Raw genomic sequence first — 25,529 nt, 5'->3', positions numbered from 1 at the left:
GCGCCGGGCCATGCCCGGCGGCGTCACCCCGTCACAACCAGGGCAGGATCCAGTGGTCCACCAGCAGGAAGGCGAACAGCGCCATCAGGTAGACGATGGAGTAACTGAACATCTTCATCGAGAACAGCTCGTCCGGCGGGTTGAGCATGCGCCAGGCGTACCAGAGGAACACCGCGTTGAGCACGATCGCCCCGCCCAGGTAGAACGCTCCGCTCATGCCAACCAGGTACGGCAGCAGGCAGACCAGCGCCAGCACCACCGAGTACGCCATGATCTGCTTGCGCGTGTGCACCACGCCATGGGTGACCGGCAGCATCGGGATTTCCGCCTTGGCGTAATCCTCGCGACGGAAGATCGCCAGCGCCCAGAAGTGCGGCGGCGTCCAGATGAAGATGATCAGCACCAGCAGCGACGAGTACGCCCAGTCCGACTGCCCCTGCATGCCGGTTACCGCCGCCCACCCCAGCATCGGCGGCATCGCACCGGCCAGACCACCGATGACGATGTTCTGCGAGGTCGCACGTTTCAGGTAGACGGTGTAGATCACCGCATAACCGATCAGCGAGGCGAAGGTCAGCACCGCGGTGATCCAGTTCACCCACAGCACCAGGATCGCCATCGACAGCACGATCAGCACGCCGGCGAATACCAGCACCTGCCACGGCTTGACCTTGCCCACCACCAGCGGACGCCACGAGGTGCGCGCCATCTGCGCGTCGATGTGCGCATCCAGCAGCTGGTTGATGGCTGCAGCGGCGGACGCGGCAAGCCAGATGCCGAGGAAGCCGAGCAGGCCGGCACGCACCTGCTCCCAGCTGGGCACGCCGGGAATGGCCAGGACCATGCCGACCAGGGCGGTGAAGACGATAAGGGCAACGACCTTGGGCTTGGTCAGGTCCCAGTACTGGCGATAGTTGGAAAACATGGGATCAGTCCGGGGCACGCAGGCGGGCCAGCAGGCTGACCAATACAAACAACAGGGCAACGGCAACGCCGTTGTGCGCCACTGCCACTTCCAGCGGCAGCGCCAGCTTCACGTTGAGGATGCCGAGGGTGACCTGCAGCACCAGCAGCGCGACCAGGGCCGAAGCCCAGCCGCGCATGCTCGGCAGCCGGAACAGGCGCAGGCCCAGCCACAGCAGGTAAACGGCAACGACGATGGCAAACAGGCGATGGGCCATCTGGATGGCGATGCGCGAGGCACCGTCGAGCACGCCGCCTTCGTAGTCCACGCCGATACCGCGCCACAGGGTGAAGCCCTCGGCGAAGTTGTGCTGCGGCCACCATTGGTTGGCACAGCGCGGGAAGTTGTCCAGCGAGGCGCTGCCGCCGCCGCACGCCAGCGCCGCGTAGTTGGCGCTGACCCAGCCACCGAGCGCGATCTGGGTGACCAGCACCGCCACGCCAATGCGCAGCAGCCACTTCAGCTTCGGCGCCTCAGCCAGGGTGATCGGCATGTGCGTGGCACGCCAGGCCATCCACACCAGCAGGCCGAACATCAGCATGCCGCCCAGCAGATGACCCATCACCACGATCGGCTTGAGCAGCAGGGTCACCGTCCACATGCCCAGCAGCGCCTGGAAGATCACCACCGCCAACGTCAGCAGCGCAGCGCGCGCCAGGTCGATGTTGCTCCAGCGCAGCGCCGCGATCAGCAGGATGGCCTCGCCGACCAGCGCCAGTGCGCTGGCGGTTCCATGCCAGCCCATCATGTACAGCGGTATGCCCGCGGCCACCAGCACGCAGGCGGTGACCACCGCCGTGCTTCCGAAACGCCGCTTGCGCGTGGCCAGCAGGGCCAGGGTCAGGATCTCGATTCCGAGCGCGCCGGCCAGGAAGCGGTGCACCTGCTCACGCCAGGCCTTGTGTGTTTCCAGCGGACGGATCTCCGCTGCCGGGTGGCCGATGGTCTCTTCCACGTGCTGCGGCCAGGTCGCCTGCCCATAGCAGGTCGGCCAGTCCGGGCAGCTCAGGCCGGCATCGGACAGGCGCACGAAGGCACCGAACATGATCGTGCTCGCGGTCATGATCATGGCGAACCACGCCAGGCGGTGGAAATTGCGGTGCAGCGCCGGACGCGCGGAAAGGCTCATCAAACGGGACTCACTTCAGTTTCAGCAACGTGGCCATGTCCTTGCGCAGGCCGCCGAGATCGCTCCCGGGGGCATGACGCATGATCACGAAGCCGTTCGGATCGATCACGTAGACCGGCAGACCCGCCGGATCATCGACGCCAGGCAGCGCCGCGCGCAGGGCTGGCGACGGGGCCAGCGGCCGCAGCGCGGGCAGCGAGGCGATCGACGCCGGTGGCGTTCCCAGCCACAGGATCTCGACATTATCGGCGTTATGGCCGAACAGCTGCCACACCTTGCCCAGTCCCTGCGACAAAGTGACGCACTGCGCGTCGCAGGCTCCGGCCGGGGCCACCAACAGGCGCCATGTGCGCGCCTCGGGGTTCCAGGGGTAGGCCGCGCCATTGGCCAGCGTCGGCGGTTGCTGGCGCAGATCCACCGGCGGCTTCAGCAATTGCCCTGCATTGCGGTGCGCGGTTGGCTGCCAGCCGGAGAAACGCAGGAGGGCGGCCAGCGCCATCGCCCCGAAGAAAACGGCGAACAGCAGCACCAGGGTCCGGCGGCCGTTGCCGCGCGCCTGCGGGGAGGTAGCAGTGTTCATGCAGGGCATTTTCTCATGGTTGGGAAAGGGATGCCGGCCAGCGGCCGGCACTACCGGGCAACGGGCCGTCTTCTGCGCCATTCCAGTACCAGCGCCACCACCAGCACGGTCAGCGCCAGCCCGAACCACTGCACGGCGTAACCCAGGTGGCGCTGCGGCGGCAGCGTGTTCGGCAGCAGGTCGAGATCGCGCTCATCGCCGAACGGCAGCGCCGGGTCCAGCCGCAGCACGCGCTCGGGCAACGATGGCAGGCCCAGTGCCGCAGCCAGGCCATCGGCGGGAAGGCGACTGGCCAGCCAGCGCCCTGCAACATCGGTGGTAGTGAACGCCGGCCCCAGCGCCAGCCCGGACGAAGGGGGCGGCGCCAACAGGCCTCGCACGGCCACCGGCGACGGCGGTGCCGGCACCACCGGCAACCTGCGGTCCGGCGGCAGCGCGCGCCAGCCAAGGTCCACCAGCAACACGCTGCCCGCATCGCTGCGGAACGGACGATAGATCTTCACTCCGGCGCGGCCGTGGCGGGTCTGGTTGTCCAGCAGCACCACGCCCGGCAGGAAGCGACCGTGATCGGCCACGCCATGCAGCGCGCCCTGCGCCGCCAGCGCCTGCGCCAACGGCAGCGCCTGCGCCACAGCTGGCCCCTGTGCATCCAGCAACGCCTGCTTGGTCTGCATCCGCTGCAGCTGCCACAGCCCCAGCGCGGTGAATCCGGCCATCGCCAGCAACGCCATCAGCCAGCCGATCAGGCGCGTGTGCTGGCGCATCATGACAAGTCCGCGCAAACGCGGTCAGATAGGCACATCCACCCTGCCCTCGAGCCGCGCATGAGTGATTCGCTGAAGACCCTGCTGGTAATCGCGTTTCTGATCGTCATCGTCTGGAATCTGGGCGCCGGCCTGTATTACCTGCTGGTGGACCGCGGCCAGACCAAGCGCACGGTCAATGCACTGACCCGCCGCATCGGAGTGTCGGTGGCGTTGATCGTACTGGTGATCGTCAGCATCTACATGGGCTGGATCAAACCGCACGGCATCGGCGGCTGACGCCCCATCAGACCAGGCAGCGCCGGCGGCTGACGCTGCCGACGCCTGCGCGGTCAAAGCACGTAGACGAACAGGAACAGCATCAGCCACACCACGTCGACGAAGTGCCAGTACCACGCGGCCGCTTCAAAGCCGAAATGGTTGTCGCGGGTGAAGTGTCCCTTCGCCGACCGCAGCCACATCACGATCAGCATGATCGTTCCCAGCAGCACGTGTGCGCCGTGGAAGCCGGTCAGCATGAAGAAGGTCGAACCGTAGATGCCCGAGCCGAGCGTCAGGTTCAATTCCTTGTAGGCGTGGATGTACTCCTCGGCCTGCAGGGTCAGGAAGCCCAAGCCGAGCAGCACGGTCAGGCCCAGCCAGATCAACAGCTGGCGGCGGTTGCCCGCCTTCAGCGCATGGTGGGCGATGGTCAGGGTCACGCCCGAGGTCAGCAGGATCAGCGTATTGATCAGCGGCAGGCCCCAGGCCGGGATCGTCTGGAACGCGCCACCGATCGCTGCCGGGCCATTGGTCGGCCAGCCGGCCGAGTAGCCCTGCCACAGCAGCTCGTTGGTCATCACCCCGCGCCCTTCGCCGCTCAACCACGACAGGCCGAGGTGGCGGGTGTAGAACAGGGCACCGAAGAAGGCACCGAAGAACATCACTTCGGAGAAGATGAACCAGACCATCCCCATCCGGAACGAACCATCCACCTGCCGGTTGTAGTTGCCTGCCTGCGACTCGCGCACCACATCGCTGAACCACCAGAACAGGGTCAGCACCAGCATCGCCACGCCGATGTAGAACGTCCAGCGGCCCCAGCTGGCGTCATTGAGCCAACTGGCCACGCCGACCATGGTCACCATCATCGCGATGGAACCGACGAACGGCCACTTGCTCTGGGCCGGGACGAAGTACACGTTGGCGTCGGTAGGTGTCTGGGCCATGGTCGGTATCCGGGTCAGGGAGCAGCGTGGGCGCCTTCCGACGTGGCGGCGGGCGCCAGCCGATCGGACAACGCATCGTTGCGGTAGAAGGTGTAGGACAAGGTGATCGTGCGGATTTCCGGCGGCAGGTCCGGATCGACGATGAAGCGCACCGGCATGTCACGCTTTTCGCCGGCCTGCAGGGTCTGCGCAGTGAAGCAGAAGCACTCGGTCTTGCTGAAGAACCCGGACGCGCGTGCCGGCGCCACCGAAGGCACCGCGCTGCCGACCACGGCCTGCTGGCTGTCGTTGCGGGCGAAGTACAGCGCCTCGTTGAGCTCGCCAGGCACCACATCCATGGTCAGCTGCTCGGGATGGAACGACCACGGCAGCCGCGAATTGACGCCACCATCGAATTCCACCCGCACGGTGCGCTTGCCGGTGGCAGCACCGGTACTGGCTTCGCTGCCCGGGCCACGTTCCAGGCGCACGCCGAATACCCTCTCGCAGGCGATGCGATACAGCGGTACCAGCGAGAACGTCAGCAGAAACACCACCACCGCAACGCCGATCAGGCGGGGCAGGCCGGCGCTGCGTGACGGAGCGGTGGCCGGTGTTTCGCTCATCGACCGATCACGCCGCTGAGGATGAAGCCGACGTACACCAGCACGGCGATCGCGCCCACCCACAACGCGGTGCGCTTGGCGCGCTGGCGCTGCTCCGCATAAAGCGGCGCGGTGCCCGGCCGCAGGCCTGGCGATGCGCTTGCGGCCACGCGTGGCTCGGCTCTGGCCGGGGTGATCGGGCTCTCGTTATGCATGCATCACCTCAATGACCGATATCGTCGTGGGCCAGGTCACCCGGGCGGATGGTCGGCGGCGTGGTGAAGGTGTGCGCCGGTGCCGGCGACGGCAGCGTCCACTCCAGACCGCGCGCGCCTTCCCAGGAGCGGGCCTCGGCCTTCTCGCCATTGCGCAGCGAGGACAGCAGGATCGCAGCCATCATGAACGGCGTGGCGAACATGCCGAACGCACCGATCGAGCTGATCAGGTTCCAGTCGGCGAACGCCACCGAGTAATCGGGGATGCGGCGCGGCATGCCGGCCAGGCCCAGGAAATGCTGCGGGAAGAACAGCAGGTTGACGAACACGATCGACCACCAGAAGTGCACCTTGGCCCACTTCTCGCTGTACATGCGCCCGGTCCACTTCGGCCACCAGTAGTACACCGCCGCGATCAGCGCGAACACCGCGCCGGTCACCAGCACGTAGTGGAAGTGGGCGACCACGAAGTAGGTGTCGTGATACTGGAAGTCGGCGGCCACGATCGCCAGCATCAGGCCGGAGAACCCACCGATGGTGAACAGGATGACGAACGCCACCGACCACAGCATGGGGGCTTCAAACGTGAGCGAGCCGCGCCACATCGTGCTGACCCAGTTGAACACCTTCACCCCGGTCGGGATCGAGATCAGCATGGTGGCGAACATGAAGTAGATCTCACCGCCCAGCGGCATGCCCACGGTGAACATGTGGTGGGCCCAGACGATGAACGACAGGAACGCGATCGCCGCAGTGGCGTAGACCATCGCCTGGTAGCCGAACAGCGGCTTGCGGCTGAAGGTCGGAATGATCTCGCTGACCACGCCGAAGGCGGGCAGGATCATGATGTAGACCTCGGGATGGCCGAAGAACCAGAAGATGTGCTGGAACATCACCGGGTCACCACCACCGGCCGCATTGAAGAAGCTGGTGCCGAAGAACTTGTCGGTCAGCAGCATCGTCACCGCACCGGCCAGCACCGGCATCACCGCGATCAGCAGGAACGCGGTGATCAGCCAGGCCCAGCAGAAGATCGGCATCTTCAGCAGGTCGATGCCGGGCGCGCGCATGTTCAGCACCGTGGCGATGATGTTGATCGCGCCCATGATCGAACTGATGCCGGCCACGTGGATGGCGAACACGGTGAACGCCACGTTGTAGCCGCCCTGCAGCGACAGCGGCGGGTACAGCGTCCAGCCACCGGCCGGCGCGCCACCGGGCAGCAGGAAGGTCAGCAGCAGCAGGCTGAAGGCCACCGGCAGCAGCCAGAACGACCAGTTGTTCATGCGCGGCAGCGCCATGTCCGGCGCGCCGATCTGCAGTGGGATCATCCAGTTGGCCAGGCCGACGAAGGCCGGCATCACCCCGCCGAAGATCATCACCAGCGCGTGCACGGTGGTCAGCTGGTTGAAGATTTCCGGACGGATGTACTGGATGCCGGGCTGGGCCAGTTCCAGCCGGATCAGCACGCTCATGAACGCGCCGATGACGAACATGATGAAGCTGAAACCCAGGTACAGCGTGCCGATGTCCTTGTGGTTGGTCGAGAAGAACCAACGCTCGAAGAAGCTCTGCGGGTGATGGTGATCGTCGTGCCCAACTGCCGAGTGCGCCATTGCAAAACACCTCTCAGGATCGGTTGTCGCCGCAGCCGCGATACGGCCGCGGGCAGTTACATCAGGCTCCGCTGGCCGCCGCCGCAGGCGCGTTGCCGGCCTCGGCGGCTGCCGGTGCCGCCGGCTGCGCCGGCGTTTCACTGGCAGGTGCGGTGGGTTCGGCGGGCGCGGCAGGCGCTGCCGGTGCAGGCGCGGGTTTGCGCTGCGCCAGCCACTGCTTGAATTCTTCCTTGGACACCGCCTCGACCACGATCGGCATGAAGCCATGGTCCTTGCCGCACAGCTCCGCGCACTGGCCGCGGTAGACACCGGGCTGCTCGATGCTGGTCCAGGCTTCGTTGATGAAGCCGGGAATGGCGTCCTGCTTCCAGCCCAGCGCCGGCACCCACCAGGCGTGGATCACATCGTCGGAGGTGATGACGAAGCGCACCTTGGTGTCCACCGGCAGTACCAGCCGGTTGTCGACATCCAGCAGGTAGTGCGGATGGCTCTCGCGTGTCGGTACCTTGCCACTCTGCCGCATGCGGTCGGACTCGCGGTCCAGGCGGCTGGTGAAGGTCACGTTCTCGCCCAGGTACTCGTACTTCCACATCCACTGGTAGCCGGTGACCTTGACCGTCATCTCGGCATCGCGGGTGTCGTACATCTTGATCAGGTTGGCCGTGGCCGGCCACGCCATCACCACCAGGATGATCACCGGGATCACCGTCCAGATGACTTCGGCCTTGGTGTTGTGGCTGAAGGTGGCAGCGACCGCACCCTTGGACTTGCGGAACTTGAACATCGCGTAGGCCATCGCGCCGAACACGATCACGCCGATCACCGTACAGACGATCAGCGAAAGGTTGTTCGATTCCCAGGCCAGGCGCGAGGTCTGGGTCACCCCCTTGCCCATGTTCAACTGCCACGGCTTTGGATCGGCCGCCTGGGCCAGCACCGTCCCCGTCATCGACAGCAGGGCCCCCATCGCAGCGGCCATTGCAACGCACTTCGTGCCCCACCCTCTGCTTTGCTTCATTGCCTAGACCCTTAGCGTCGTCGGTTGCCGCCATCGCTGGCGGCGAGCAAATCTTCAAGCGTTTCAACAAGCGTTTGACGTTCGGCCGGCGCGAGGAAACTCCCCACCTCCACCTGCCGGCCGCTGGATGCCAGCCGGACCCTCTGGTCGTCGGTGAGCAGGCGCACCCAGTGCGGATGAGCCCGGAACACCGGCGATCCACCGGGCACGGGGATGACCTCCACGCACGCCGGCACTACCCGGATTTCCTCCTGCCGTTCACCACTGCGCCACAACGCGCGCAACGCAGCTGCCAGCAACAGGCTGTACAGCAGCGCGAACAGGGGGGCGAATGCGTTGCCGGCCACCCACCCGAAGGCGGACACCAGCCACATCACTCCCGACAACACAGCAAACAACAGGACGAACTGCCGGGCATCGAGCGCCCGTGGGGGACGCAGTCGCAGCTGCGTACCTGACCCATCCGGAGCTGTAAGCACCTCGATCATGTCGCAACCGCGTTCCTGCCGCGGGAAACGTCTCGATGGTAGCCCTGCCCTCTCGCCGGTAGCAAGGGTGCATTCACACTTTTTCCGATGCTGCAATACAGCATGAGCCCAGCGGCACGAATGACGAATTCGGCACAAAACGGCCCGACTTTGCTGAACACGCTGAATCCACCACCGCTAGGGGCTATCAGCATTCATGAAGGTGGCTGCGCGGGCCTTCCTGAAGTCGAAAAAATGATTAAAATCGCCAAGTTTTCCACTGGCCGGACCGGCATGAACGCACCCTCCTCTCCCATTGCCGCCAGCGACGCTCCGCGTCACTCGGCGCTGCTGTCGCCGGAACTGCCGGCGTCCCCCAACCCGTTCCGCCAGGCCATTACCGATGGTTGGCTGAAGGACGAGGCCAGCCATGTGCGCGAACTGCTGGCGCAGGCACGCCTGCCGGCCGACGAGCAGGCCCGGGTGCAGGCGCTGGCCGCCGACCTGGTCGCCCGCGTGCGTGTGCGCGCCAAGGACCAGGGCGCGATCGAAGCCTTCATGCGCCAGTACGACCTGGGCAGCGAGGAAGGCGTGCTGCTGATGTGCGTGGCCGAGGCGCTGCTCCGCATTCCGGACCAGGAGACCGCCGACAAGCTGATCCGCGACAAGCTGGCCGATGCCGACTGGGAAAAACACCTGGGCGGCAGCGACTCGGTGCTGGTCAACGCCTCCACCTGGGGCCTGATGCTGACCGGCAAGCTGGTGCAGATGAACGACGCCACCCGCGCCGATGCGCCCAGCGCGTTCAAGCGCCTGGTCGGCCGCGTCGGTGAGCCGGTGGTACGCCTGGCCGTGCGCCAGGCGATGAAGATCATGGGCCACCAGTTCGTCATGGGCCGCACCATCGGCGAAGCGCTGGCACGCTCGCACAAGGGCGACAGCGCCAGCTACCGCTACTCGTTCGACATGCTCGGCGAAGGCGCGCTGACCATGAAGGACGCCCTGCGTTACCTGGAAGACTACCGTCGTGCGATCCACGCCATCGGTGGTGACCACAAGGCGCGCGGTGGCCGTGCCGATGGCGACGTCAACAACGCACCGGGCATCTCGATCAAGCTGTCGGCGCTGTACCCGCGCTACGAGCACGCCAAGCGCGCGCGCGTGCTGAAGGACCTGGTGCCCGGCGTGCTGGAACTGGCGCAGCTGGCCAAGAGCTACGGCATCGGCTGCACCGTCGACGCCGAAGAGTCCGATCGCCTGGAACTGTCGCTGGACATCATCGAGCAGGTGTTCGGCGATGCCTCGCTGGCCGGCTGGGATGGTTTCGGCGTGGTCGTGCAGGCTTACCAGAAGCGTACGCCGTACACGATCGACCACCTGGCCGACATGGCGCGTCGCGCCGGTCGTCGCCTGCAGGTGCGCCTGGTCAAGGGTGCCTACTGGGACGCCGAGATCAAGCGCGCGCAGATCGAAGGCTATGCCGGCTACCCGGTGTTCACCCGCAAGCAGAACACCGACGTGTCCTATCTGGCGTGTGCCAAGCGTCTGTTTACCCATGCCGACGCGATCTACCCGATGTTCGCCACGCACAACGCACACACCATCGCCGCAGTGCGCAGTATCGCCAACGGTGGCGTCTACGAGCACCAGAAGCTGCACGGCATGGGCGATGACCTGTACGCCGAAGTAGTGCCGGCCGATCGCCTTGGCCTGCCCTGCCGCGTGTACGCGCCGGTCGGTTCGCATGAAGACCTGCTGCCGTACCTGGTGCGTCGCCTGCTGGAAAACGGCGCCAACTCCAGCTTCGTCAACCGCATCACCGACGAGCGCGTGCCGATCGCCGACCTGGTCCGCGATCCGGTCGAGATGGTGTCCTCGTTCAAATCGATTCCGCATCCCAAGATCCCGCTGCCGGTTGACCTGCTGCGCAGCCAGAACCACGACAGGAAGAATTCCATGGGCGCCAACCTCGCCAACGACAACGAACTGCGCGCCTTGGCCGAGCAGCTCAACGCTGCAGTGAAGCCTTGGCAGGCCGCACCGCTGGTGCCGGGCGCGGACCCGACCGGTGCCTCGCTGCCGGTGACCAACCCGGCCGACACCCGTGAAGTGGTCGGCCAGTGGCAGGCCGCCGATGCCGCCACCGTGCAGAAGGCGCTGGCCAATGCCGTGGCCGCACAGCCGGCCTGGAACCGCACCCCGGCCGCCAGCCGCGCCGCCATCCTCGAGCACGCCGCCGACCAGCTCGAAGCGCGCATGCCCGAATTCATGGCGCTGTGCGTGAAGGAAGCCGGCAAGAGCCTGCCCGACGGCATCGCCGAAGTACGCGAAGCCGTGGACTTCCTGCGCTACTACGCCAAGCAGGCGCGCGAGCAGTTCAGTCACGCCGAGAAGCTGCCCAGCCCGACCGGCGAATCCAACGAACTGCAGCTGCATGGCCGCGGCGTGTTCGTCTGCATCAGTCCGTGGAACTTCCCGCTGGCGATCTTCCTGGGCCAGGTGGCTGCCGCACTGGCCGCCGGCAATAGCGTGATCGCCAAGCCGGCCGAGCAGACCAACCTGATCGGCTACTACGCAGTGAAGCTGCTGCACGATGCCGGCGTGCCGGCTGACGTGGTGCAGTACCTGCCGGGCGATGGCGCCACCGTCGGTGCCGCGCTGACCGCCGACCCACGCGTGGCCGGTGTGGCCTTCACCGGCTCCACCGACACCGCCCGTGCGATCAACCGCGCGATGGCTGCACGCGATGCCGCCATCGGCGTGCTGATCGCCGAAACCGGCGGTCAGAACGCCTTCATCGCCGACTCCTCGGCACTGCCGGAACAGCTGGTCAAGGACGCCATCGGTTCGGCCTTCACCTCGGCCGGCCAGCGCTGCTCGGCCGCGCGCGTGCTGTTCGTGCAGGACGACATCGCCGACAAGGTGATGACCATGCTGGCCGGTGCGATGAAGGAACTGAAGGTCGGCAACCCCGGTCTGCTGTCCACCGACGTCGGCCCGGTGATCGACGCCGATGCACTGAAGATCCTGCAGGACCACGCCGCGCGCATGGACCGCGAAGCGCGCCTGATCGCTGCGGCCGAACTGTCCGCCGAAGCGGCCAACGGCACCTTCTTCGCACCGCGTGCGTACGAACTGAAGGACCTGGGCCAGCTGCAGAAGGAAATCTTCGGGCCGGTCCTGCACGTGATCCGCTGGAAGGGCGACCAGCTCGACGCGGTGATCGACCAGATCAACGCCACCGGCTATGGCCTGACCCTGGGCGTGCATTCGCGCATCGACGAAACCGTCGACCGCATCAGCAACGGCGTCCACGTCGGCAACGTCTACGTCAACCGCAACCAGATCGGTGCGGTGGTCGGCGTGCAGCCGTTCGGCGGCCAGGGCCTGTCCGGCACCGGCCCCAAGGCCGGCGGCCCGCACTACCTGCTGCGCTTCGCCACCGAAAAGACGGTGACGGTGAACACCACCGCCGCCGGCGGCAACGCCTCGCTGCTGACCCTGGGCGACTGATCCCAGGCGTCATGCAGTAAACGAAAAACCCCGCGAAAGCGGGGTTTTTTGTGCTCATTCTTCCGTGATGCGCCTGATCGTGTCATCGAACAAGCGTGTCCCGTTGGAGAAGGCTCGCTTTCGGACCGGACCATAGCCCGGTGCATACCAGTACTCCATCGTGTGCTGGGCGTCCTGCGCCTTCAGGTGGCAGGTGTTGGCAAACGTTCGCGGCACACCGTTGACCGTCGCCTCCAGATCAACGAAACCGACGAAGGTGAAGTTGGACATCCCCCGATACTCGATTGCCTCTGGCGCTTCACCAGGCTCTGAGGCCAGGAAACGTACGCCCTTTCCAGAACGATGGAACTGTTCTCCGGGTTTGGCACGCTGCGGGAAGGTGGGCATGGCATCGTACTCGTCGGTTATCGCTGCCTTGGCAGGATCTCCGCCGAATCCTGCGATTCCGTACTGGATTTCCGCCAGAAGTACGCGACCGGAAGGGTCGAAGTACTCTGCGGTCCTGACTCCATCTCCGTGGGTAATCGCGACCATGCTGGGTTTACCTCCGAAGGAGGCCGTCGCCGTGGAAAAGCTGTACTGACCGTTGGACCAGGAAACCCCCGGCTTGAGCACGAAGCACTCTGCAAAGTCAGCTGCCGCCATGGCCGGGATGCTGGCAGCCGGTACAAGCAGGAGCAGGAGGGAACAGCGAAGCCGCACGGATCTCGGCGAAAGTGAAGGGATATTCATAGGGAAATCAGGCTAAAGCCTCCCCTTCGCATCGTCAGGAGGCAGACCCGTCATAGCTGGTCGCACTTGCCACTACTTGAGCCCTCCCGGTCTGGATGCTGAGGACAGCCATGCCAGATCGCAACGGCTGGCCGATCACGCAAGAACACTGAACCGGTTGTCCGCACGCTTTGCCAGCTCCGCCTGCACGCGCGCGGTACGCGCTTCCAGGTCACCTTCCAGCAGCACGTATTCCATCCCACGCGCCTGCAACTGCTGCAGATACCACGCGTGTTGCTGCATGCGGAATTCCTCGCCCACACGCGTCCCATCCTGCTCGAACGGGATATCCGGGGCGCACAGGAACAGCAGGTCGTACGCACGCGCCGCGGCCCGCTGCAGTGGTTCGGGCGCAGTGCCGAACATCCAGCCGCTGTAGCCCAGCGTCACCAACGGCGTGGTATCGCAGAACACCCAGCGATATGCATGCTGCGCGGCCTGGTGCTCGTGCTGCGGCTGGGTCGCAGCGATACGCAGCAGATCCTGCGCCTGCAGCTCGCCGCCCTGCTGCTCCCACAACGTACGCCCGAACTCCGGCACCCATGCCGTACCCAGGCGTTCGGCCAGCACCCGCGCCAGCGTGCTCTTGCCCGTGGACTCACCGCCGATGAAGGCCACCCGCTGCACATGGTCGGCATAGACCGACCGGCTCAGGCCCTGTCGATGCGCATGCGGATCGGCGCGCAGTTCGGTACCACTGGCCTGACCGATGTCGGTCGAACGCTCCAGCCGATGGTGCTGCACCGGCGCATTGAAATGCTGCGCCAGGGCTGCAGCGAAACCATCGCCGTAGTCTTCACCGGTGAAAACAGCCTGGACCGGTCCGCCAAACAGCGCCACGCACAGCCATGCGGTGAACGCGCGTTGCACCTGCTCACTGTCCTTGTCCTGCGGCAGCGCACGCACGGGAACACCCTGTTGCCTGCACAACGCCGCCAGCCGCGCATCATCCAGCACCGCCACCGTCGCCTGCGGGAAGCGCGCGCGCAGCCAACGCTCGCGACGCGCCGCGCTGTAGCCGGCAAAGCCCGGCTGAGACCACCCGATCACCAGCAGCTGGGTGCAGCGTGTAGAAGCAAATTCGATCAGGCGCTCGTGGCCGAGGTGCAGCGGGCAGAACTTGCCGACCACCAACCCGCGCGGTACCCGCTCAGGCAATGCCATCGGCCGCCCTGCCCGTATCCGCTTCGGCGCGCATCAGGTGCCGCCAGTGACGCAGCGCCACCAGCGCGTTGATCCAGAAACCGGCATACAGGATCGAGGTCAGGTGCAGCCCGCGGCTGTAGTACAGCGGCACCGCGATGGTGTTGACCAGCAGCCACACCCACCACGATTCCAGCTTGCGCCGCATCATCAGGATCTGTGCGATCACGCTCAACACCAGCACCGCCGAGTCGATGTAGGGCGCATACGCATTGGTCAGCCGGGTCAGCATCCAGCCGTAACCGAAGGTCGCCAGCACCGCCAACGGCAGCAGCCAGCTCCACGCGCGTGCTGGCAAGCGGGTGATGGGCAACGGCGCGCCATGGTCACCACGCAGCCACTGCCACCAGCCGAACACGCTGATGACCACGAAGAAGAACTGCAGGACCATGTCCGCGTACAGGTGCGAGCGCTCGAACACCGCGGCGAACAACGCGCAGCCGACGATGCCCAGCCACCACGTATGCACGTTGTTGCGGCCGGCCAGCAGTATCGAGCCGGCAACGGCGATGTTGGCAGCCAGCTCCAGCTGGAAATTCGGGTCGGACAGGTTCATCGCGCTATTGTCGCGTAGATCCACGCCCCGCGGGATTGAGCCAGTAGATCCACGCCATGCGTGGATGGAAATCAAGCGCGCACGCGCACCAGCAGCCGGGGCTCTGCGCTACCCCAGCGGCCCAGTTGATGGTGCGGCGCCATCACAGGCGCGAGCCAATCCGGTGCTTCGATATCCCAGGTCACGCCATCGAACGGATGCGGCCAAGGCGTACCCTGCGGATTCGGCGAATGCAGGAACAGCGCGCTCTGGCCGCTATCCGGCGCCAACACCACCCAGCACTGGGTGTCCTGCCGCCTGCAGGCCACCGCGCGCTCGAGCAGCCGCAGCAACGCGGCGGCAACGGCGGTGCGATCACTGCCGTGGCGATTGCCACGCCCCTTCCAGTCCAAGTGGGTATGCCAGTAGTCGAACCATTCCGATGCGAGCGCATCCTGCAGCGCCACGGTGGCCCTCGCCTCTTCGGCGGCCCAGTAGCGGGTCATCTTCTTCAGGTATCGGCGATCGGCCATCAGGCCATTGTCGCGTAGATCCACGCCATGCGTGGATGCAGATCCCCGGAAAAAAGAAAGCCCCGCTTGCGCGGGACCTCCTTCGTACTGCTTCAGGCAATCGCCGGAATCAGAACTTGTACTGCATCGACGCAGCCAGCACGTCGCCGGTGACCTTGTACTTGCCGGTAACGGTGTTGGCCGTTGCCGAGGTCGAGTTGACGTTCGGATCCTTGGTGAACAGGTGGGTGTAGCCCACGCTGTATTCCATCTTCTCCGACGGTGCCCAGGTCAGACCCAGCGACAGCCACTTGCGGGTGGTGTCCGGCACGCGCACGTCGCGGTGGGCGTCGGTGGTCGGGGTCTGGTCGTACGCCAGACCGCCACGCAGGGTCAGCTGCTCGTTCAAACGGTACTCGGTACCGATCGAAGCGAAAGTCGTGTCGCGGTAGTGGAACGGCAGCACGCTGTCGGGCTGGTTGGACGAATAGTCCACGGTCACCTGGTCGAACTTGCTCCAGGCGGTACGCGACACGTCGGCCATGATCTTCCACTGGTCGTTCACGCGATGGGTCACGCTGACGTTGGCGCTGGCCGGCAGGGTGATGGTGGCGCGGCCCTTGCTGTCGATGAAGGTGCCCGGGGCGGCGGTGGCCAGGAAGGCAGCGGCGTTCTGCGGGACATCGAAGGTGGCATCACCGTCGGTAATCTTGTGCTCCACTTCCGAGCGGTAGCTGAAGGCAATGTTGGTGCCTTCCACTGGGCTGACGGTCATGCCCAGGGTGTAGCCGATGGACACTTCGTCGCCCTTGATGCGCAGGTAGCCATCAGCGGTACCCGGCGAGAAGCCGAGCTGGGCAGCCTGGCGAGCGGCAGCCTGCGAAGCAGCAGCAGCCTGGGCCTGGGTGCCACCGGCGGCCAGCACGCGCGCAGCAGCGGTGCGCTGGGCGGTGGCATTGATCGCGGTGCCGGTATCGACAGCGCTGGTCAGGTCGACATTCAGGCGCTCGGCGAAGATCGAGGCACCGAACGACAGGTACGGGTTGACGTCATAGGAGAACGCAGCGCCCAGGTCGATGGCCTGCAGTTCGGTCTTGACGCCGTTGTAGCGGCCAACCCAGTCGCGGTCGTATTCGGTCTTGAAGCCGAACGGCACGCTCAGCGACACGCCGAAATGCATGTTGTCCTTCTCGCCGAACGGCACGTGGAAGTACGCCGCCGGGACCGGAGCGATCATGCCGGCGTCGCCGCCGTTGCCGCCGGAAATCGGAGCGCCGTTGGCATAGCGGCCTTCGCCGCGGAACTTGGCGCCGAAGCTGATGGCGCTGACGTCACCCTGGATCTGGGTGCCTTCCAGCAGGCGCATCGAGGCCGGGTTGGTGGCGACCACCGAGGCATCGCCTTCGGCAGAGGTGGAACCAGCGAAGGCGCGGCCCAGGCCCTTGGCGCTGTTTTCCTTCAGCTGGAAGGCGGCGGCATTGGCGTCGGCGGCGGCCAGCGCACCGGCAACGCCGACGGCCAGCAGGGTCAGGCGGGCAATGGTAGAAGCAGTTTGCATCGTAGTTCTCTCTCCGGTAAGCGGTGATGGTGCTCTAAGTGCGCCTGCGCCCGACAGGCCGGATGGCCTTTCGAAGCGCGCCGGATTCCCCTCCCGACATACGACGCCGTATGCGAGTATTACCCAGAGCCGTTAATGAAACAATAACAGCGCTGGCGCATTCTTCGTCGCAAAAGCTGAACAGGCTCCTTCCCCGCCAAAAGCGCCCGCACGCTAGGCTAGTGCCATGTTTGTCTCCCTCCCCTCGCGCAAGAAGGCGACCCTGCGCTGGGCTACACCCGTGCTGTTTGCGGCACTGTGGCTGGCATTCCTGTGGTCGATCTCGCGCCCGGACGATGCCCGCGGAAGCCTGTGGCTGGACTGGGGCGCCCTGTCCACCGGCCTGACCCACCCGCTGGACTGGTGGGCAACGCTGCAGGACGGCAGCGTGCTGCGCCTGTTCACCGCCCTGTTCCTGCACGCCGACTGGTCGCACCTGCTGGGCAACCTGGTGTTCCTGCTGATCTTCGGCCTGCCGGCCGAGCGGGTGCTGGGCCCGTGGCGGTTGCTGCTGCTGTTCCTGGTGGGCGGGGCGATCTCCAACCTGGTCGCGATCTACACCATGGGCAGCCCGGACCAGATCATCATCGGCGCCAGCGGTGCGGTGTCGGCGCTGATCGGTGCCTATCTGGCGCTGTTCCCCGGCGCGCGCCTGGGCGTGGTGATCCCGCTGGGGCTGTTCCTGGAGTTCGTGCGGGCCCCGGCCTATCTGCTGATCGGTGTGTGGGCGGCGCTGCAGGTGGTGTTCGCCTACATCGGCCCGACCTTCGGCATGGTCGCCTGGTGGGCGCACATCGGGGGCTTCGTGTTCGGCGTGGTGTACGGCATGTACGTGCGCGCAGCGATCGCGCGGCGTCTGCGCAAGCGGCACGGGTTCTAGCGTCCGCTTGCTGCATTCTGCGAAACGCCCGAGCCATGCTCGGGCGGTGTCCGCACATCAGTCGAGCATGGCTCGACGCTACGCAATCAAGGCTTGGCCGGGATCTCTGCAGGCTTGGCTTCGGGCTTGGCTTCCGGCTTTGCTTCAGCCTTGGGCTCCGCCTTCGGTGCAGGCTTGGCGGCGGCCTTTGCTGCCCTGTCCGCTTCGGCCTTCGCAGCTTCTGCCTTCAAGCGCGCCGCAACCGAACCCGGGCTCTTCAATTCGGCCAGTGCATCGTTGATCGGGCCATCGCCCGGCAACACGGCGCCTGCGTGGTACCCCTCGGTACCTTCCTCGTCACCGCGCAGGTGGCCCGGCAGCGTCGCCTCACTGTAGTCACTCAGGCTGGCCGGCAATGCCTCGTCTTCCGGACGCGGTGCTGCCTTCAGTTCCACTTCCGGCACGATACCGGTGGCCTGGATCGATTTACCGCTGGGTGTGTAGTAGCGCGCCGTGGTCAGCTTCACCGAATCGCCGTTGTCCAGCGGCAGCACGGTCTGCACCGAGCCCTTGCCGAAGGTGCGGCTGCCGATCACGCGCGCGCGCTTGTTGTCGCGCAGTGCGCCGGCCAGCACTTCCGATGCACTGGCCGAACCGGCATCGACCAATACCACCACTGGCGCGCCCTTCAGCAGGTCGCCCGGGGTTGCGTCGAAGCGTGCATCGCTGATGCTGATGCGGCCGCGGGTGCTGACGATGTTGCCCTTGTCGAGCAGGTCATCGGCCACCTGCACCGCAGCGGTCAGCAGACCACCCGGATTGCTGCGCAGATCCAGCACCAGCCCCTTGAGGTTGCCACCGGACTGCTTCTGCAGCTGCTGCAGGTGCTTCTGGAAATCAGAGCCGGTGTCGGCCTGGAACGTGCTCAGGCGGATGTAGCCATAGCCCGGTTCCAGCAGGCGGCTGCGCACGCTGGTCACGCGGATCGTCTGCCGGGTCAGGCTGACGTCGAAGGGCTTGGGCTTGCCGTCGCGGACGATGGTCAGCACCACCTTGCTGCCCGCCGGGCCACGCAGCGGTTCGCTGGCATCGATCGCGCTGATCGGCTTGCCATCGATGGCGATGATCAGGTCGCCGGCGAGGATGCCGGCCTTGGCCGCCGGCGTGTCGTCGATCGGCGAGATCACCTTCATGCTGGCGTTGTCCGGCTGCTGCTGCAGCTCCACGCCGATGCCTTCATAGGCGCCATTGGCCTGTTCGTCGAACGCCTCGGCATCCTCCTTGTTGAAGTAGGTGCTGTGCGGATCGAGGTCGAGCAGCAGGCCACGCACAGCCGACTGCATCAGCTTGTTGTCATCGACCGGATCGACGTAGGCCGCGCGCACCGCGTTGTAGACGGCCACGAAGCGCCGGATGTCGTCCAGCGGCACCTTCGAGGTCACCGCCTCCTCGCTGCTGGCCGCCTTCCCGGGAGTTTCCTTCAACGGGACGGGGGCGGTCTGCTGTGCCCAGGACAGGGCCGGCAACAGAGCCAGCAAGAGGGTGGCGGTACGGGCTGCGCGCATGGATCACTCCTGTCGACGATGGCATCGTGCCCAAGGCACATGCACCGATTATGCGCGAAGCGTGGCTAAATTCCCGTTGAATCCGCCCTGCTGCGGCCAGGCGGAATTCAGCGCCGCTGCAGCCAGCTGTCCGGATTGACCGGTTGCCCGCCGCGGCGCAGTTCGAAGTACAGCGCCGTCACGCCCTGGCCACCGGAGTTGCCGACCTTGGCCACTGCATCGCCACGGCTGACCCGCGCACCGGCATCCTTCAGCAGGGTGTCGTTGTGCGCGTACAGGCTCATGTAGCCGTTGCCATGGTCGACGATCAGGATCATGCCGTAGCCGGTCATCCAATCGGAGAACACCACCGTACCGTCGGCCACGGCGGTGACGGTGCTTCCGGCGGGGGCGCCGATCAACACGCCACTGCTGGTACGGCCATCCGGCAGCTTGCCGCCATAGCGGGCCAGCAGATTGCCCGACAGTGGCCAGCCCAGGCCACCCACCTTGGGCGCTGGTGCCGACGCCACGGCCGGCGGGATCTTGGTTGCCGGTGCCGGACGGCCTTCGGCCTTGGCCTGGCGTGCGGCCTTTTCGGCAGCGGCCTTCTCCGCAGCGGCCTTGCGGGCGGCGGCACGGCGCTCGGCCTCGGCACGGGCCGCGGCAGCGCGCAGGTTGGCCAGCAAGGTTTCCAGTGCCTTGGCGTCCTGGCCCAGTGCCTGTTCCTTCTCGCGCTTGTCCTTGAAGCGCTCTTCCAGCGAAGCCACGGTCTGCGCACGCTCGCGACGGTCCGACGCGAGCGTGGCGACCTGCTGCTTCTGGTCGCGGTGAGTGCCCTGCAACTGCTGTTGGCGCTGGGCGATCTGTGCCTGCAGCGTCTCCAGTTCCTTGAGGTCGGCCGTCAGCGTGGTGATACGCTGCGCGCGCTCGCGCTGCAGGTAGCGGTGATAGGCCAGGGCACGGTTGGCATCGGCCACCGTGTCCTGCGAAAGCAGCAGCTTCAACGGCGCGTGGTTGCCAAGCTGGTAGGCCGCGCGCAGCAGTCCGGCCAGTTCGCGATTCTGCTTTTCCAGGTTGGACTGCAGTGCATTGCGCCGCTGTTCGGCCTGGGCCAGCGCTTGGGTCTGCTCGCGCAGCGCCGATTCGGTCTGGGCCAGCGCACGACCACTGCGTGCCACCTTTTCATCGGCCTCGCGCAGCTGCTGCGACGCCTGTCCGCGCTGGCCCTCGATCTGCCGGCGCTCCTGCGCCACGCCCTTCAGTTCGGTGCGCAGCTTCTGCAGCTTGCGTTCGGCCTCGCGGGCCGAAGAGGTCTGCGCCGCACCCGGCAATGGCAGCGCCAGGGCCAGCGCCATTCCCAGCAACAGGCAACGTCCACCGCGCAGGGTGGCGATGTGATGCCGGCGTGAGGGGAAGACGTTGTTGCGCAAGGGCTTTCCAGTGACTTCAGGCAGATGCGGAGACGTGCAGGGAATGGTGACATCTCCGCACGCGGCCTGCCAGCCGCACAACAACGAGGTTCCCATGAAAGCTCTCTCCATTCCGCTGCTGTTGGGCATTGCGCTGGCCAGTGGACCGGCCTGGGCCCAGGCAGACGTGAGCAAGGTCAACGGCAGCATCAGCGCCGATCCGGGCCAGCGCTACGGCAAGCTGGACACCGTCAATGGTGGCATCCGTGTCGGCGAAGGCGTGGAAACCGGCAGCATCGATACCGTCAACGGCGGCGTCAAGGTCGCCGATCGTGCGCGCACGGGCAGCATCGAGACCGTCAACGGCGGCATCCGCCTGGGTCGCGAAGTGACGGCCCACGGCGATGTCAGCACGGTCAACGGCAGCATCTTCAGCGACCAGGGCAGCCAGATCGAAGGCGGCGTGGAAACCGTCAACGGTGGCATCGGCCTGGTCGGCAGCCGCGTGCGCAAGGACGTGGAGACCGTCAACGGCGACATCACCGTCGGCATCGGCTCACAGGTCGGCGGTGGCGTGCATGTGCGCAAGCCGAACTTCAGCGTCTCGCTGACGGCCAGTCGCAAGCCGCGGGTCATCATCGGGCCGAATGCCGTGGTCAACGGGAGCCTGCTGTTCGAGCGCGAGGTGGTGCTGTACGTCCACCGCAGTGCGCGGATCGGCCCGGTCACCGGCGCCGATCCGATCCCCTTCGATACCGATACCGCCCCGGCCGACTGAGCCTGCGGCTTGGGCGATACTCCCCGCTACCGGCCGCGCGTGCTGCGTGGCCGTCCCTTGTGTTTCCAGGAACCGATGATGCCCCGCAAACTCCTCCTGTGCCTGGCCGCCGCGGCCGCGCTCAGCGCCTGCAAAGGCGAAGACACCCCGGCTCCGGCGCCCAGCGTCGACAGCGCCGCCAAGCCGGCCACGCACACCTTCTCAGCGGCGATCAACGCCGCCGACTTCGCCGAGATGGTGAAGACCCTGGCCTCCGACGAGTTCGAAGGCCGCTCGCCCGGCAGCAAGGGCGAAGAACTGACGGTCAACTACATCCGCGACCAGATGCAGCGCATCGGCCTGCAGCCCGGCAACGGCGACAGCTGGTTCCAGGACGTGCCGATGACCGAGACCACGGCCGATGAATCGACCGTGCTCACCCTCACCCAGGGCGGCAAGACCCGCGAACTGAAGTTCGGCACCGACATGGTGGTGGGCACCCGTACCGGCCAGACAGAAGTGAAGGTCGATGCCAGCGACCTCGTATTCGTCGGCTACGGCGTGGATGCACCGGAACAGAAGTGGAACGATTACGCCGGCCAGGACTGGAAGGGCAAGACGGTGGTCATGTTCGTCAACGACCCAGGCTTCCATGTCGATGACGAAAAGCTGTTCGACGGCAAGCGCATGACCTACTACGGCCGCTGGACCTACAAGTTCGAGGAAGCTGCGCGCAAGGGAGCTGCTGCCGCGCTGATCGTCCATGACACGGCAGGCGCTTCGTACGGCTGGGACGTGGTGAAGAACTCCTGGGCCGGCCCGCAGTACGACCTGCCGGCCAAGGACGATGCGGAGCCGCGCCTGCCGGTACAGGGCTGGTTGAGCGCCGACGCGGCCAAGGCCCTGTTCGCCGGTGCCGGGCTGGATCTGGACCAGGCCTACAAGGACGCCAGCAAGCCCGGCTTCAAGCCGGTACCGCTGAAGGCAACCGCTTCGGTGGACCTGAAAAGCAAGGTCGCGCAGAAGCAGTCGCGCAACGTGGTGGGCGTGCTGCCTGGCAGCAAGCGTGCCGATGAGGCCGTGCTGTACATGGCGCACTGGGACCACCTCGGCAAGCATGAGGGCGAACAGGGCGACAACATCTACAACGGTGCCGTCGACAACGCGACCGGCGTGGCCGGCATTCTTGAGGTGGCCGAAGCGATGGCCCATCAGGAACCGAAGCCGGAACGTTCGGTGGTGTTCCTGGCGGTGACCCTGGAAGAATCCGGCCTGCTGGGTTCGAAGTACTACGTCGCCCACCCGACCTTCCCGCTGGACAAGATCGCCGGTGTCATCAACATCGACGCGATGTCGGTGGCCGGTCGTGCCAAGGACGTGACGGTGACCGGCTTCGGCAGTTCGGAGCTGGAAGACATCCTCAAGCCGCTGGCTGCAGCCCAGGATCGCACCCTGCACGGCGAGACCTCGGTGCAGAGCGGCTTCTACTTCCGTTCGGATCACTTCAACTTCGCCAAGGCGGGTGTGCCGGCGCTGTACGCCGACGGCGGTGAGGACCTGCGCGACGGCGGTGTCGAGGCTGGCCGCAAGGCGGCCGCGGACTACGGTTCCAACCGTTACCACGGCCCGAAGGACGAGTATGACCCGGCCACCTGGAAGCTGGATGGCACGGTCGAGGACCTGCAGCTGATGTATGGCGTCGGCAAGGAACTGGCCGGCGGCGATCGTTGGCCCAACTGGTACGAAGGCAATCCGTTCAAGGCTGCCCGCGACACGATGATGAAGGCCAAGGCACCGGCCGCTGCGGCGAAGTAAGTCCCCCAGCCGTTGAGTTCCAAAGAAAGCGGCGCCCTTGGGCGCCGCTTTTTTTGTGCGTGAGTGCTGGGCGCCGGTAGTGCCGGCCGCTGGCCGGCTGGCACGTGCAGCCGCGTGACGTTCATGAGGTTGCCGGCCAGCGGCCGGCACTACCTTCAGTTTCTCGCGCGCAAAGAAAAACCCCGCTGCGTGAGCAGCGGGGTTTTTGGATGTAAACCCTGGCGATGACCTACTCTCGCATGGCTTAGGCCACACTACCATCGGCGCAGCTACGTTTCACTTCCGAGTTCGGGATGGGATCGGGTGGTTCCATAGCGCTAATTTCACCAGGGAGACGGTTGCAGCAGCGCTTGCAGCGCCAGCTCGCGTACTTGCCCTTGGGGCGGAAGGAACTCAAAAAAGCAGAGCCTTCACTTAATAGAAAAAACCCCGCTGCATGAGCAGCGGGGTTTTCGGGGTATAAACCCTGGCGATGACCTACTCTCGCATGGCTTAGGCCACACTACCATCGGCGCAGCTACGTTTCACTTCCGAGTTCGGGATGGGATCGGGTGGTTCCATAGCGCTAATTTCACCAGGGAGGCGGTTGGAGTGTCGCTTGGGCGTCGTGTCTTTGCAGGGGGCGGGCATGGTGATGCCAGCGATGCAAAGAGACGCGCCTGAGCGCCTGCCTCTCGTTTGGTCTTGTGACGTAGCGTGCACTTGGATCTATCGACATGTCATGTCGGCCAAGGCAACTTGAGGTTATATGGTCAAGCCTCTCGGATCATTAGTATCAGTTAGCTCAATACATTGCTGTACTTACACACCTGACCTATCAACCACGTAGTCTACATGGTTCCTTCAGGGGGCTTGTGCCCCGGGAGATCTCATCTTGAGGCGCGCTTCCCGCTTAGATGCTTTCAGCGGTTATCGCTTCCGAACATAGCTACCCGGCAATGCCACTGGCGTGACAACCGGAACACCAGAGGTTCGTCCACTCCGGTCCTCTCGTACTAGGAGCAGCCCCTCTCAAATCTCCAACGCCCATGGCAGATAGGGACCGAACTGTCTCACGACGTTCTGAACCCAGCTCGCGTACCACTTTAAATGGCGAACAGCCATACCCTTGGGACCGACTACAGCCCCAGGATGTGATGAGCCGACATCGAGGTGCCAAACACCGCCGTCGATATGAACTCTTGGGCGGTATCAGCCTGTTATCCCCGGAGTACCTTTTATCCGTTGAGCGATGGCCCTTCCATACAGAACCACCGGATCACTAAGTCCTAGTTTCCTACCTGCTTGATCCGTCGATCTTGCAGTCAAGCACGCTTATGCCTTTGCACACAGTGCGCGATGTCCGACCGCGCTGAGCGTACCTTCGAGCTCCTCCGTTACTCTTTAGGAGGAGACCGCCCCAGTCAAACTACCCACCATACACGGTCCCCGACCCAGATAATGGGCCCAGGTTAGAACGTCAAGCACGACAGGGTGGTATTTCAAGGATGGCTCCGCCACAGCTAGCGCCATGGTTTCATAGCCTCCCACCTATCCTACACAGACGAACTCAACGTTCAGTGTAAAGCTATAGTAAAGGTTCACGGGGTCTTTCCGTCTTGCCACGGGAACGCTGCATCTTCACAGCGATTTCAATTTCACTGAGTCTCGGGTGGAGACAGCGCCGCTGTCGTTACGCCATTCGTGCAGGTCGGAACTTACCCGACAAGGAATTTCGCTACCTTAGGACCGTTATAGTTACGGCCGCCGTTTACTGGGGCTTCGATCAAGAGCTTCGCCTTGCGGCTGACCCCATCAATTAACCTTCCAGCACCGGGCAGGCGTCACACCCTATACGTCCACTTTCGTGTTTGCAGAGTGCTGTGTTTTTGATAAACAGTCGCAGCGGCCTGGTTACTGCGACCCTCTTCAGCTATAGCTCGCACGAGCCACCAAAAAGGGTGCACCTTCTCCCGAAGTTACGGTGCCATGTTGCCTAGTTCCTTCACCCGAGTTCTCTCAAGCGCCTGAGAATTCTCATCCTACCCACCTGTGTCGGTTTACGGTACGGTCTGCGTAAGCTGAAGCTTAGGAGCTTTTCCTGGAAGCGTGGTATCAGCAACTTCGCCATAAAGGCTCGTCTCGGTGCTCGGTCTTAAAGGATCCCGGATTTGCCAAAGATCCAAACCTACCGCCTTTCCCCGGGACAACCAACGCCCGGTATGCCTAACCTTCTCCGTCCCTCCATCGCACTTACGCGAGGTGCAGGAATATTAACCTGCTTCCCATCGACTACGACTTTCGTCCTCGCCTTAGGGGCCGACTCACCCTGCGCCGATTAACGTTGCGCAAGGAAACCTTGGGCTTTCGGCGTGCGGGTTTTTCACCCGCATTATCGTTACTCATGTCAGCATTCGCACTTCCGATACCTCCAGCAGACTTCTCAATCCACCTTCAACGGCTTACGGAACGCTCCTCTACCGCGTA

The 25,529-nt window shown here is 65.1% G+C and carries 22 protein-coding genes and 3 rRNA genes (1 of these 25 cut by a window edge); 5 read left to right on the top strand and 20 right to left on the bottom strand.

The window, feature by feature from the left end; genetic code table 11:
• Positions 1 to 31: 31 nt before the first annotated feature.
• Genes cyoE through CLM74_RS01785 form a run of 4 tightly spaced genes read right to left on the bottom strand, consistent with a single transcriptional unit; the run spans position 32 to position 3,440 of the window.
• Positions 32 to 925, bottom strand: a complete 894-nt coding sequence (gene cyoE / locus CLM74_RS01800) for a heme o synthase (RefSeq protein WP_033830169.1) — start codon at positions 923 to 925, stop codon at positions 32 to 34.
• A 4-nt stretch (positions 926 to 929) separates the two neighbouring features.
• The gene (locus tag CLM74_RS01795; protein WP_025878285.1) at positions 930 to 2,093 is read right to left on the bottom strand and encodes a COX15/CtaA family protein; all 1,164 of its coding nucleotides are present in this window, start codon (positions 2,091 to 2,093) and stop codon (positions 930 to 932) included.
• A gap of 10 nt (positions 2,094 to 2,103) precedes the next feature.
• Entirely contained in the window at positions 2,104 to 2,673 is a 570-nt protein-coding gene (locus CLM74_RS01790) for a hypothetical protein (protein WP_033830168.1), read from the bottom strand.
• Positions 2,674 to 2,723: 50 nt separating this feature from the next.
• On the bottom strand, positions 2,724 to 3,440 hold the full coding sequence (locus CLM74_RS01785; protein WP_080150744.1) for an SURF1 family protein: 717 nt from the start codon (positions 3,438 to 3,440) through the stop codon (positions 2,724 to 2,726).
• A gap of 57 nt (positions 3,441 to 3,497) precedes the next feature.
• Here CLM74_RS01785 and CLM74_RS01780 point away from each other — a divergent pair, with 57 nt between their 5' ends.
• Positions 3,498 to 3,716: a twin transmembrane helix small protein gene (locus tag CLM74_RS01780; protein ID WP_010484233.1), complete on the top strand. Its 219-nt coding sequence runs from the start codon at positions 3,498 to 3,500 to the stop codon at positions 3,714 to 3,716.
• A 53-nt stretch (positions 3,717 to 3,769) separates the two neighbouring features.
• Here the strand turns inward: CLM74_RS01780 and CLM74_RS01775 are convergent, their stop codons facing one another.
• The 6 genes from CLM74_RS01775 to CLM74_RS01750 all read right to left on the bottom strand — a co-directional run bounded on the left by CLM74_RS01775 (position 3,770) and on the right by CLM74_RS01750 (position 8,566).
• Entirely contained in the window at positions 3,770 to 4,645 is an 876-nt protein-coding gene (locus CLM74_RS01775; protein ID WP_025878291.1) for a cytochrome c oxidase subunit 3, read from the bottom strand.
• Between the two features lie 14 nt (positions 4,646 to 4,659).
• Positions 4,660 to 5,250 carry a cytochrome c oxidase assembly protein gene (locus CLM74_RS01770; RefSeq protein ID WP_105163303.1) on the bottom strand — a complete coding sequence of 197 codons (591 nt, stop codon included), beginning with the start codon at positions 5,248 to 5,250 and terminating at the stop codon, positions 4,660 to 4,662.
• Positions 5,247 to 5,444, bottom strand: a complete 198-nt coding sequence (locus CLM74_RS01765) for a hypothetical protein (RefSeq protein ID WP_099782535.1) — start codon at positions 5,442 to 5,444, stop codon at positions 5,247 to 5,249. The genes CLM74_RS01770 and CLM74_RS01765 overlap by 4 nt, the downstream gene beginning before the upstream one ends.
• Positions 5,445 to 5,452: 8 nt before the next feature.
• Positions 5,453 to 7,060, bottom strand: a complete 1,608-nt coding sequence (gene ctaD, locus CLM74_RS01760) for a cytochrome c oxidase subunit I (protein ID WP_025878294.1) — start codon at positions 7,058 to 7,060, stop codon at positions 5,453 to 5,455.
• A gap of 61 nt (positions 7,061 to 7,121) precedes the next feature.
• Positions 7,122 to 8,039, bottom strand: a complete 918-nt coding sequence (gene coxB / locus CLM74_RS01755; RefSeq protein ID WP_223494052.1) for a cytochrome c oxidase subunit II — start codon at positions 8,037 to 8,039, stop codon at positions 7,122 to 7,124.
• Between the two features lie 50 nt (positions 8,040 to 8,089).
• Positions 8,090 to 8,566, bottom strand: coding sequence for a DUF2244 domain-containing protein (locus CLM74_RS01750; protein WP_025878297.1), 477 nt, complete (start codon positions 8,564 to 8,566; stop codon positions 8,090 to 8,092).
• Between the two features lie 273 nt (positions 8,567 to 8,839).
• On the opposite strand from CLM74_RS01750, the gene putA reads away from it, so the two are divergent.
• Positions 8,840 to 12,058, top strand: a complete 3,219-nt coding sequence (gene putA, locus CLM74_RS01745) for a bifunctional proline dehydrogenase/L-glutamate gamma-semialdehyde dehydrogenase PutA (RefSeq protein ID WP_105163301.1) — start codon at positions 8,840 to 8,842, stop codon at positions 12,056 to 12,058.
• A 54-nt stretch (positions 12,059 to 12,112) separates the two neighbouring features.
• Here putA and CLM74_RS01740 read toward each other — a convergent pair whose 3' ends face one another.
• From CLM74_RS01740 to CLM74_RS01720, 5 genes are all read right to left on the bottom strand, one after another.
• Positions 12,113 to 12,703, bottom strand: a complete 591-nt coding sequence (locus CLM74_RS01740; RefSeq protein ID WP_105163300.1) for a hypothetical protein — start codon at positions 12,701 to 12,703, stop codon at positions 12,113 to 12,115.
• A 222-nt stretch (positions 12,704 to 12,925) separates the two neighbouring features.
• On the bottom strand, positions 12,926 to 13,993 hold the full coding sequence (locus tag CLM74_RS01735; RefSeq protein ID WP_105163299.1) for an AAA family ATPase: 1,068 nt from the start codon (positions 13,991 to 13,993) through the stop codon (positions 12,926 to 12,928).
• Positions 13,980 to 14,588, bottom strand: a complete 609-nt coding sequence (pnuC, locus tag CLM74_RS01730; protein ID WP_105163298.1) for a nicotinamide riboside transporter PnuC — start codon at positions 14,586 to 14,588, stop codon at positions 13,980 to 13,982. The genes CLM74_RS01735 and pnuC overlap by 14 nt, the downstream gene beginning before the upstream one ends.
• A 71-nt stretch (positions 14,589 to 14,659) precedes the next feature.
• Complete coding sequence (locus CLM74_RS01725) at positions 14,660 to 15,100, bottom strand: hypothetical protein (protein ID WP_051501537.1); 441 nt, start codon at positions 15,098 to 15,100, stop codon at positions 14,660 to 14,662.
• A 109-nt stretch (positions 15,101 to 15,209) separates the two neighbouring features.
• Positions 15,210 to 16,637 (bottom strand): outer membrane protein transport protein, encoded by a 1,428-nt coding sequence (locus tag CLM74_RS01720; protein ID WP_105163297.1) that lies wholly within the window; start codon positions 16,635 to 16,637, stop codon positions 15,210 to 15,212.
• 226 nt (positions 16,638 to 16,863) lie between these two features.
• On the opposite strand from CLM74_RS01720, the gene CLM74_RS01715 reads away from it, so the two are divergent.
• On the top strand, positions 16,864 to 17,556 hold the full coding sequence (locus tag CLM74_RS01715) for a rhomboid family intramembrane serine protease (protein WP_025878304.1): 693 nt from the start codon (positions 16,864 to 16,866) through the stop codon (positions 17,554 to 17,556).
• 86 nt (positions 17,557 to 17,642) lie between these two features.
• Here CLM74_RS01715 and CLM74_RS01710 read toward each other — a convergent pair whose 3' ends face one another.
• Together CLM74_RS01710 and CLM74_RS01705 are read right to left on the bottom strand one after the other, a co-directional pair.
• A complete protein-coding gene (locus CLM74_RS01710) occupies positions 17,643 to 19,100 on the bottom strand; it encodes a S41 family peptidase (protein WP_105163296.1) in 1,458 nt (485 codons plus the stop codon).
• 107 nt (positions 19,101 to 19,207) lie between these two features.
• Positions 19,208 to 20,437, bottom strand: a complete 1,230-nt coding sequence (locus CLM74_RS01705) for a peptidoglycan DD-metalloendopeptidase family protein (RefSeq protein WP_223483365.1) — start codon at positions 20,435 to 20,437, stop codon at positions 19,208 to 19,210.
• Positions 20,438 to 20,606: 169 nt separating this feature from the next.
• Here CLM74_RS01705 and CLM74_RS01700 point away from each other — a divergent pair, with 169 nt between their 5' ends.
• Together CLM74_RS01700 and CLM74_RS01695 are read left to right on the top strand one after the other, a co-directional pair.
• Positions 20,607 to 21,269 (top strand): hypothetical protein, encoded by a 663-nt coding sequence (locus CLM74_RS01700; RefSeq protein ID WP_032975637.1) that lies wholly within the window; start codon positions 20,607 to 20,609, stop codon positions 21,267 to 21,269.
• Positions 21,270 to 21,347: 78 nt separating this feature from the next.
• Positions 21,348 to 23,063 (top strand): M28 family metallopeptidase, encoded by a 1,716-nt coding sequence (locus tag CLM74_RS01695; RefSeq protein ID WP_033830160.1) that lies wholly within the window; start codon positions 21,348 to 21,350, stop codon positions 23,061 to 23,063.
• 216 nt (positions 23,064 to 23,279) lie between these two features.
• Here CLM74_RS01695 and rrf (CLM74_RS01690) read toward each other — a convergent pair.
• The 3 genes from rrf (CLM74_RS01690) to CLM74_RS01680 form a co-directional block, all read right to left on the bottom strand.
• A 5S ribosomal RNA gene (gene rrf, locus CLM74_RS01690) occupies positions 23,280 to 23,394 on the bottom strand.
• A gap of 133 nt (positions 23,395 to 23,527) precedes the next feature.
• Positions 23,528 to 23,642: ribosomal RNA gene (rrf, locus tag CLM74_RS01685) — 5S ribosomal RNA — on the bottom strand.
• A 169-nt stretch (positions 23,643 to 23,811) separates the two neighbouring features.
• Positions 23,812 to 25,529, bottom strand: a 23S ribosomal RNA gene (locus CLM74_RS01680) (it continues 1,163 nt past the right edge of the window).

This window comes from Stenotrophomonas sp. MYb57 (genome assembly GCF_002966815.1).
Lineage (GTDB): Bacteria > Pseudomonadota > Gammaproteobacteria > Xanthomonadales > Xanthomonadaceae > Stenotrophomonas > Stenotrophomonas indicatrix.
The sequence above is the reverse complement of the archived record's forward strand: the minus strand, read 5'-3'. Positions and strand labels throughout refer to the sequence as shown.

Coding starts and splice junctions, on each gene's coding strand:
- cyoE (WP_033830169.1), bottom strand. CDS start 925: ATGTTTTCCAACTATCGCCAGTACTGGGACCTGACCAAGCCCAAGGTC.
- CLM74_RS01795 (WP_025878285.1), bottom strand. CDS start 2,093: ATGAGCCTTTCCGCGCGTCCGGCGCTGCACCGCAATTTCCACCGCCTG.
- CLM74_RS01790 (WP_033830168.1), bottom strand. CDS start 2,673: ATGAACACTGCTACCTCCCCGCAGGCGCGCGGCAACGGCCGCCGGACC.
- CLM74_RS01785 (WP_080150744.1), bottom strand. CDS start 3,440: ATGATGCGCCAGCACACGCGCCTGATCGGCTGGCTGATGGCGTTGCTG.
- CLM74_RS01780 (WP_010484233.1), top strand. CDS start 3,498: ATGAGTGATTCGCTGAAGACCCTGCTGGTAATCGCGTTTCTGATCGTC.
- CLM74_RS01775 (WP_025878291.1), bottom strand. CDS start 4,645: ATGGCCCAGACACCTACCGACGCCAACGTGTACTTCGTCCCGGCCCAG.
- CLM74_RS01770 (WP_105163303.1), bottom strand. CDS start 5,250: ATGAGCGAAACACCGGCCACCGCTCCGTCACGCAGCGCCGGCCTGCCC.
- CLM74_RS01765 (WP_099782535.1), bottom strand. CDS start 5,444: ATGCATAACGAGAGCCCGATCACCCCGGCCAGAGCCGAGCCACGCGTG.
- ctaD (WP_025878294.1), bottom strand. CDS start 7,060: ATGGCGCACTCGGCAGTTGGGCACGACGATCACCATCACCCGCAGAGC.
- coxB (WP_223494052.1), bottom strand. CDS start 8,039: ATGGCCGCTGCGATGGGGGCCCTGCTGTCGATGACGGGGACGGTGCTG.
- CLM74_RS01750 (WP_025878297.1), bottom strand. CDS start 8,566: ATGATCGAGGTGCTTACAGCTCCGGATGGGTCAGGTACGCAGCTGCGA.
- putA (WP_105163301.1), top strand. CDS start 8,840: ATGAACGCACCCTCCTCTCCCATTGCCGCCAGCGACGCTCCGCGTCAC.
- CLM74_RS01740 (WP_105163300.1), bottom strand. CDS start 12,703: ATGGCGGCAGCTGACTTTGCAGAGTGCTTCGTGCTCAAGCCGGGGGTT.
- CLM74_RS01735 (WP_105163299.1), bottom strand. CDS start 13,993: ATGGCATTGCCTGAGCGGGTACCGCGCGGGTTGGTGGTCGGCAAGTTC.
- pnuC (WP_105163298.1), bottom strand. CDS start 14,588: ATGAACCTGTCCGACCCGAATTTCCAGCTGGAGCTGGCTGCCAACATC.
- CLM74_RS01725 (WP_051501537.1), bottom strand. CDS start 15,100: ATGGCCGATCGCCGATACCTGAAGAAGATGACCCGCTACTGGGCCGCC.
- CLM74_RS01720 (WP_105163297.1), bottom strand. CDS start 16,637: ATGCAAACTGCTTCTACCATTGCCCGCCTGACCCTGCTGGCCGTCGGC.
- CLM74_RS01715 (WP_025878304.1), top strand. CDS start 16,864: ATGTTTGTCTCCCTCCCCTCGCGCAAGAAGGCGACCCTGCGCTGGGCT.
- CLM74_RS01710 (WP_105163296.1), bottom strand. CDS start 19,100: ATGCGCGCAGCCCGTACCGCCACCCTCTTGCTGGCTCTGTTGCCGGCC.
- CLM74_RS01705 (WP_223483365.1), bottom strand. CDS start 20,437: ATGGCGCTGGCCCTGGCGCTGCCATTGCCGGGTGCGGCGCAGACCTCT.
- CLM74_RS01700 (WP_032975637.1), top strand. CDS start 20,607: ATGAAAGCTCTCTCCATTCCGCTGCTGTTGGGCATTGCGCTGGCCAGT.
- CLM74_RS01695 (WP_033830160.1), top strand. CDS start 21,348: ATGCCCCGCAAACTCCTCCTGTGCCTGGCCGCCGCGGCCGCGCTCAGC.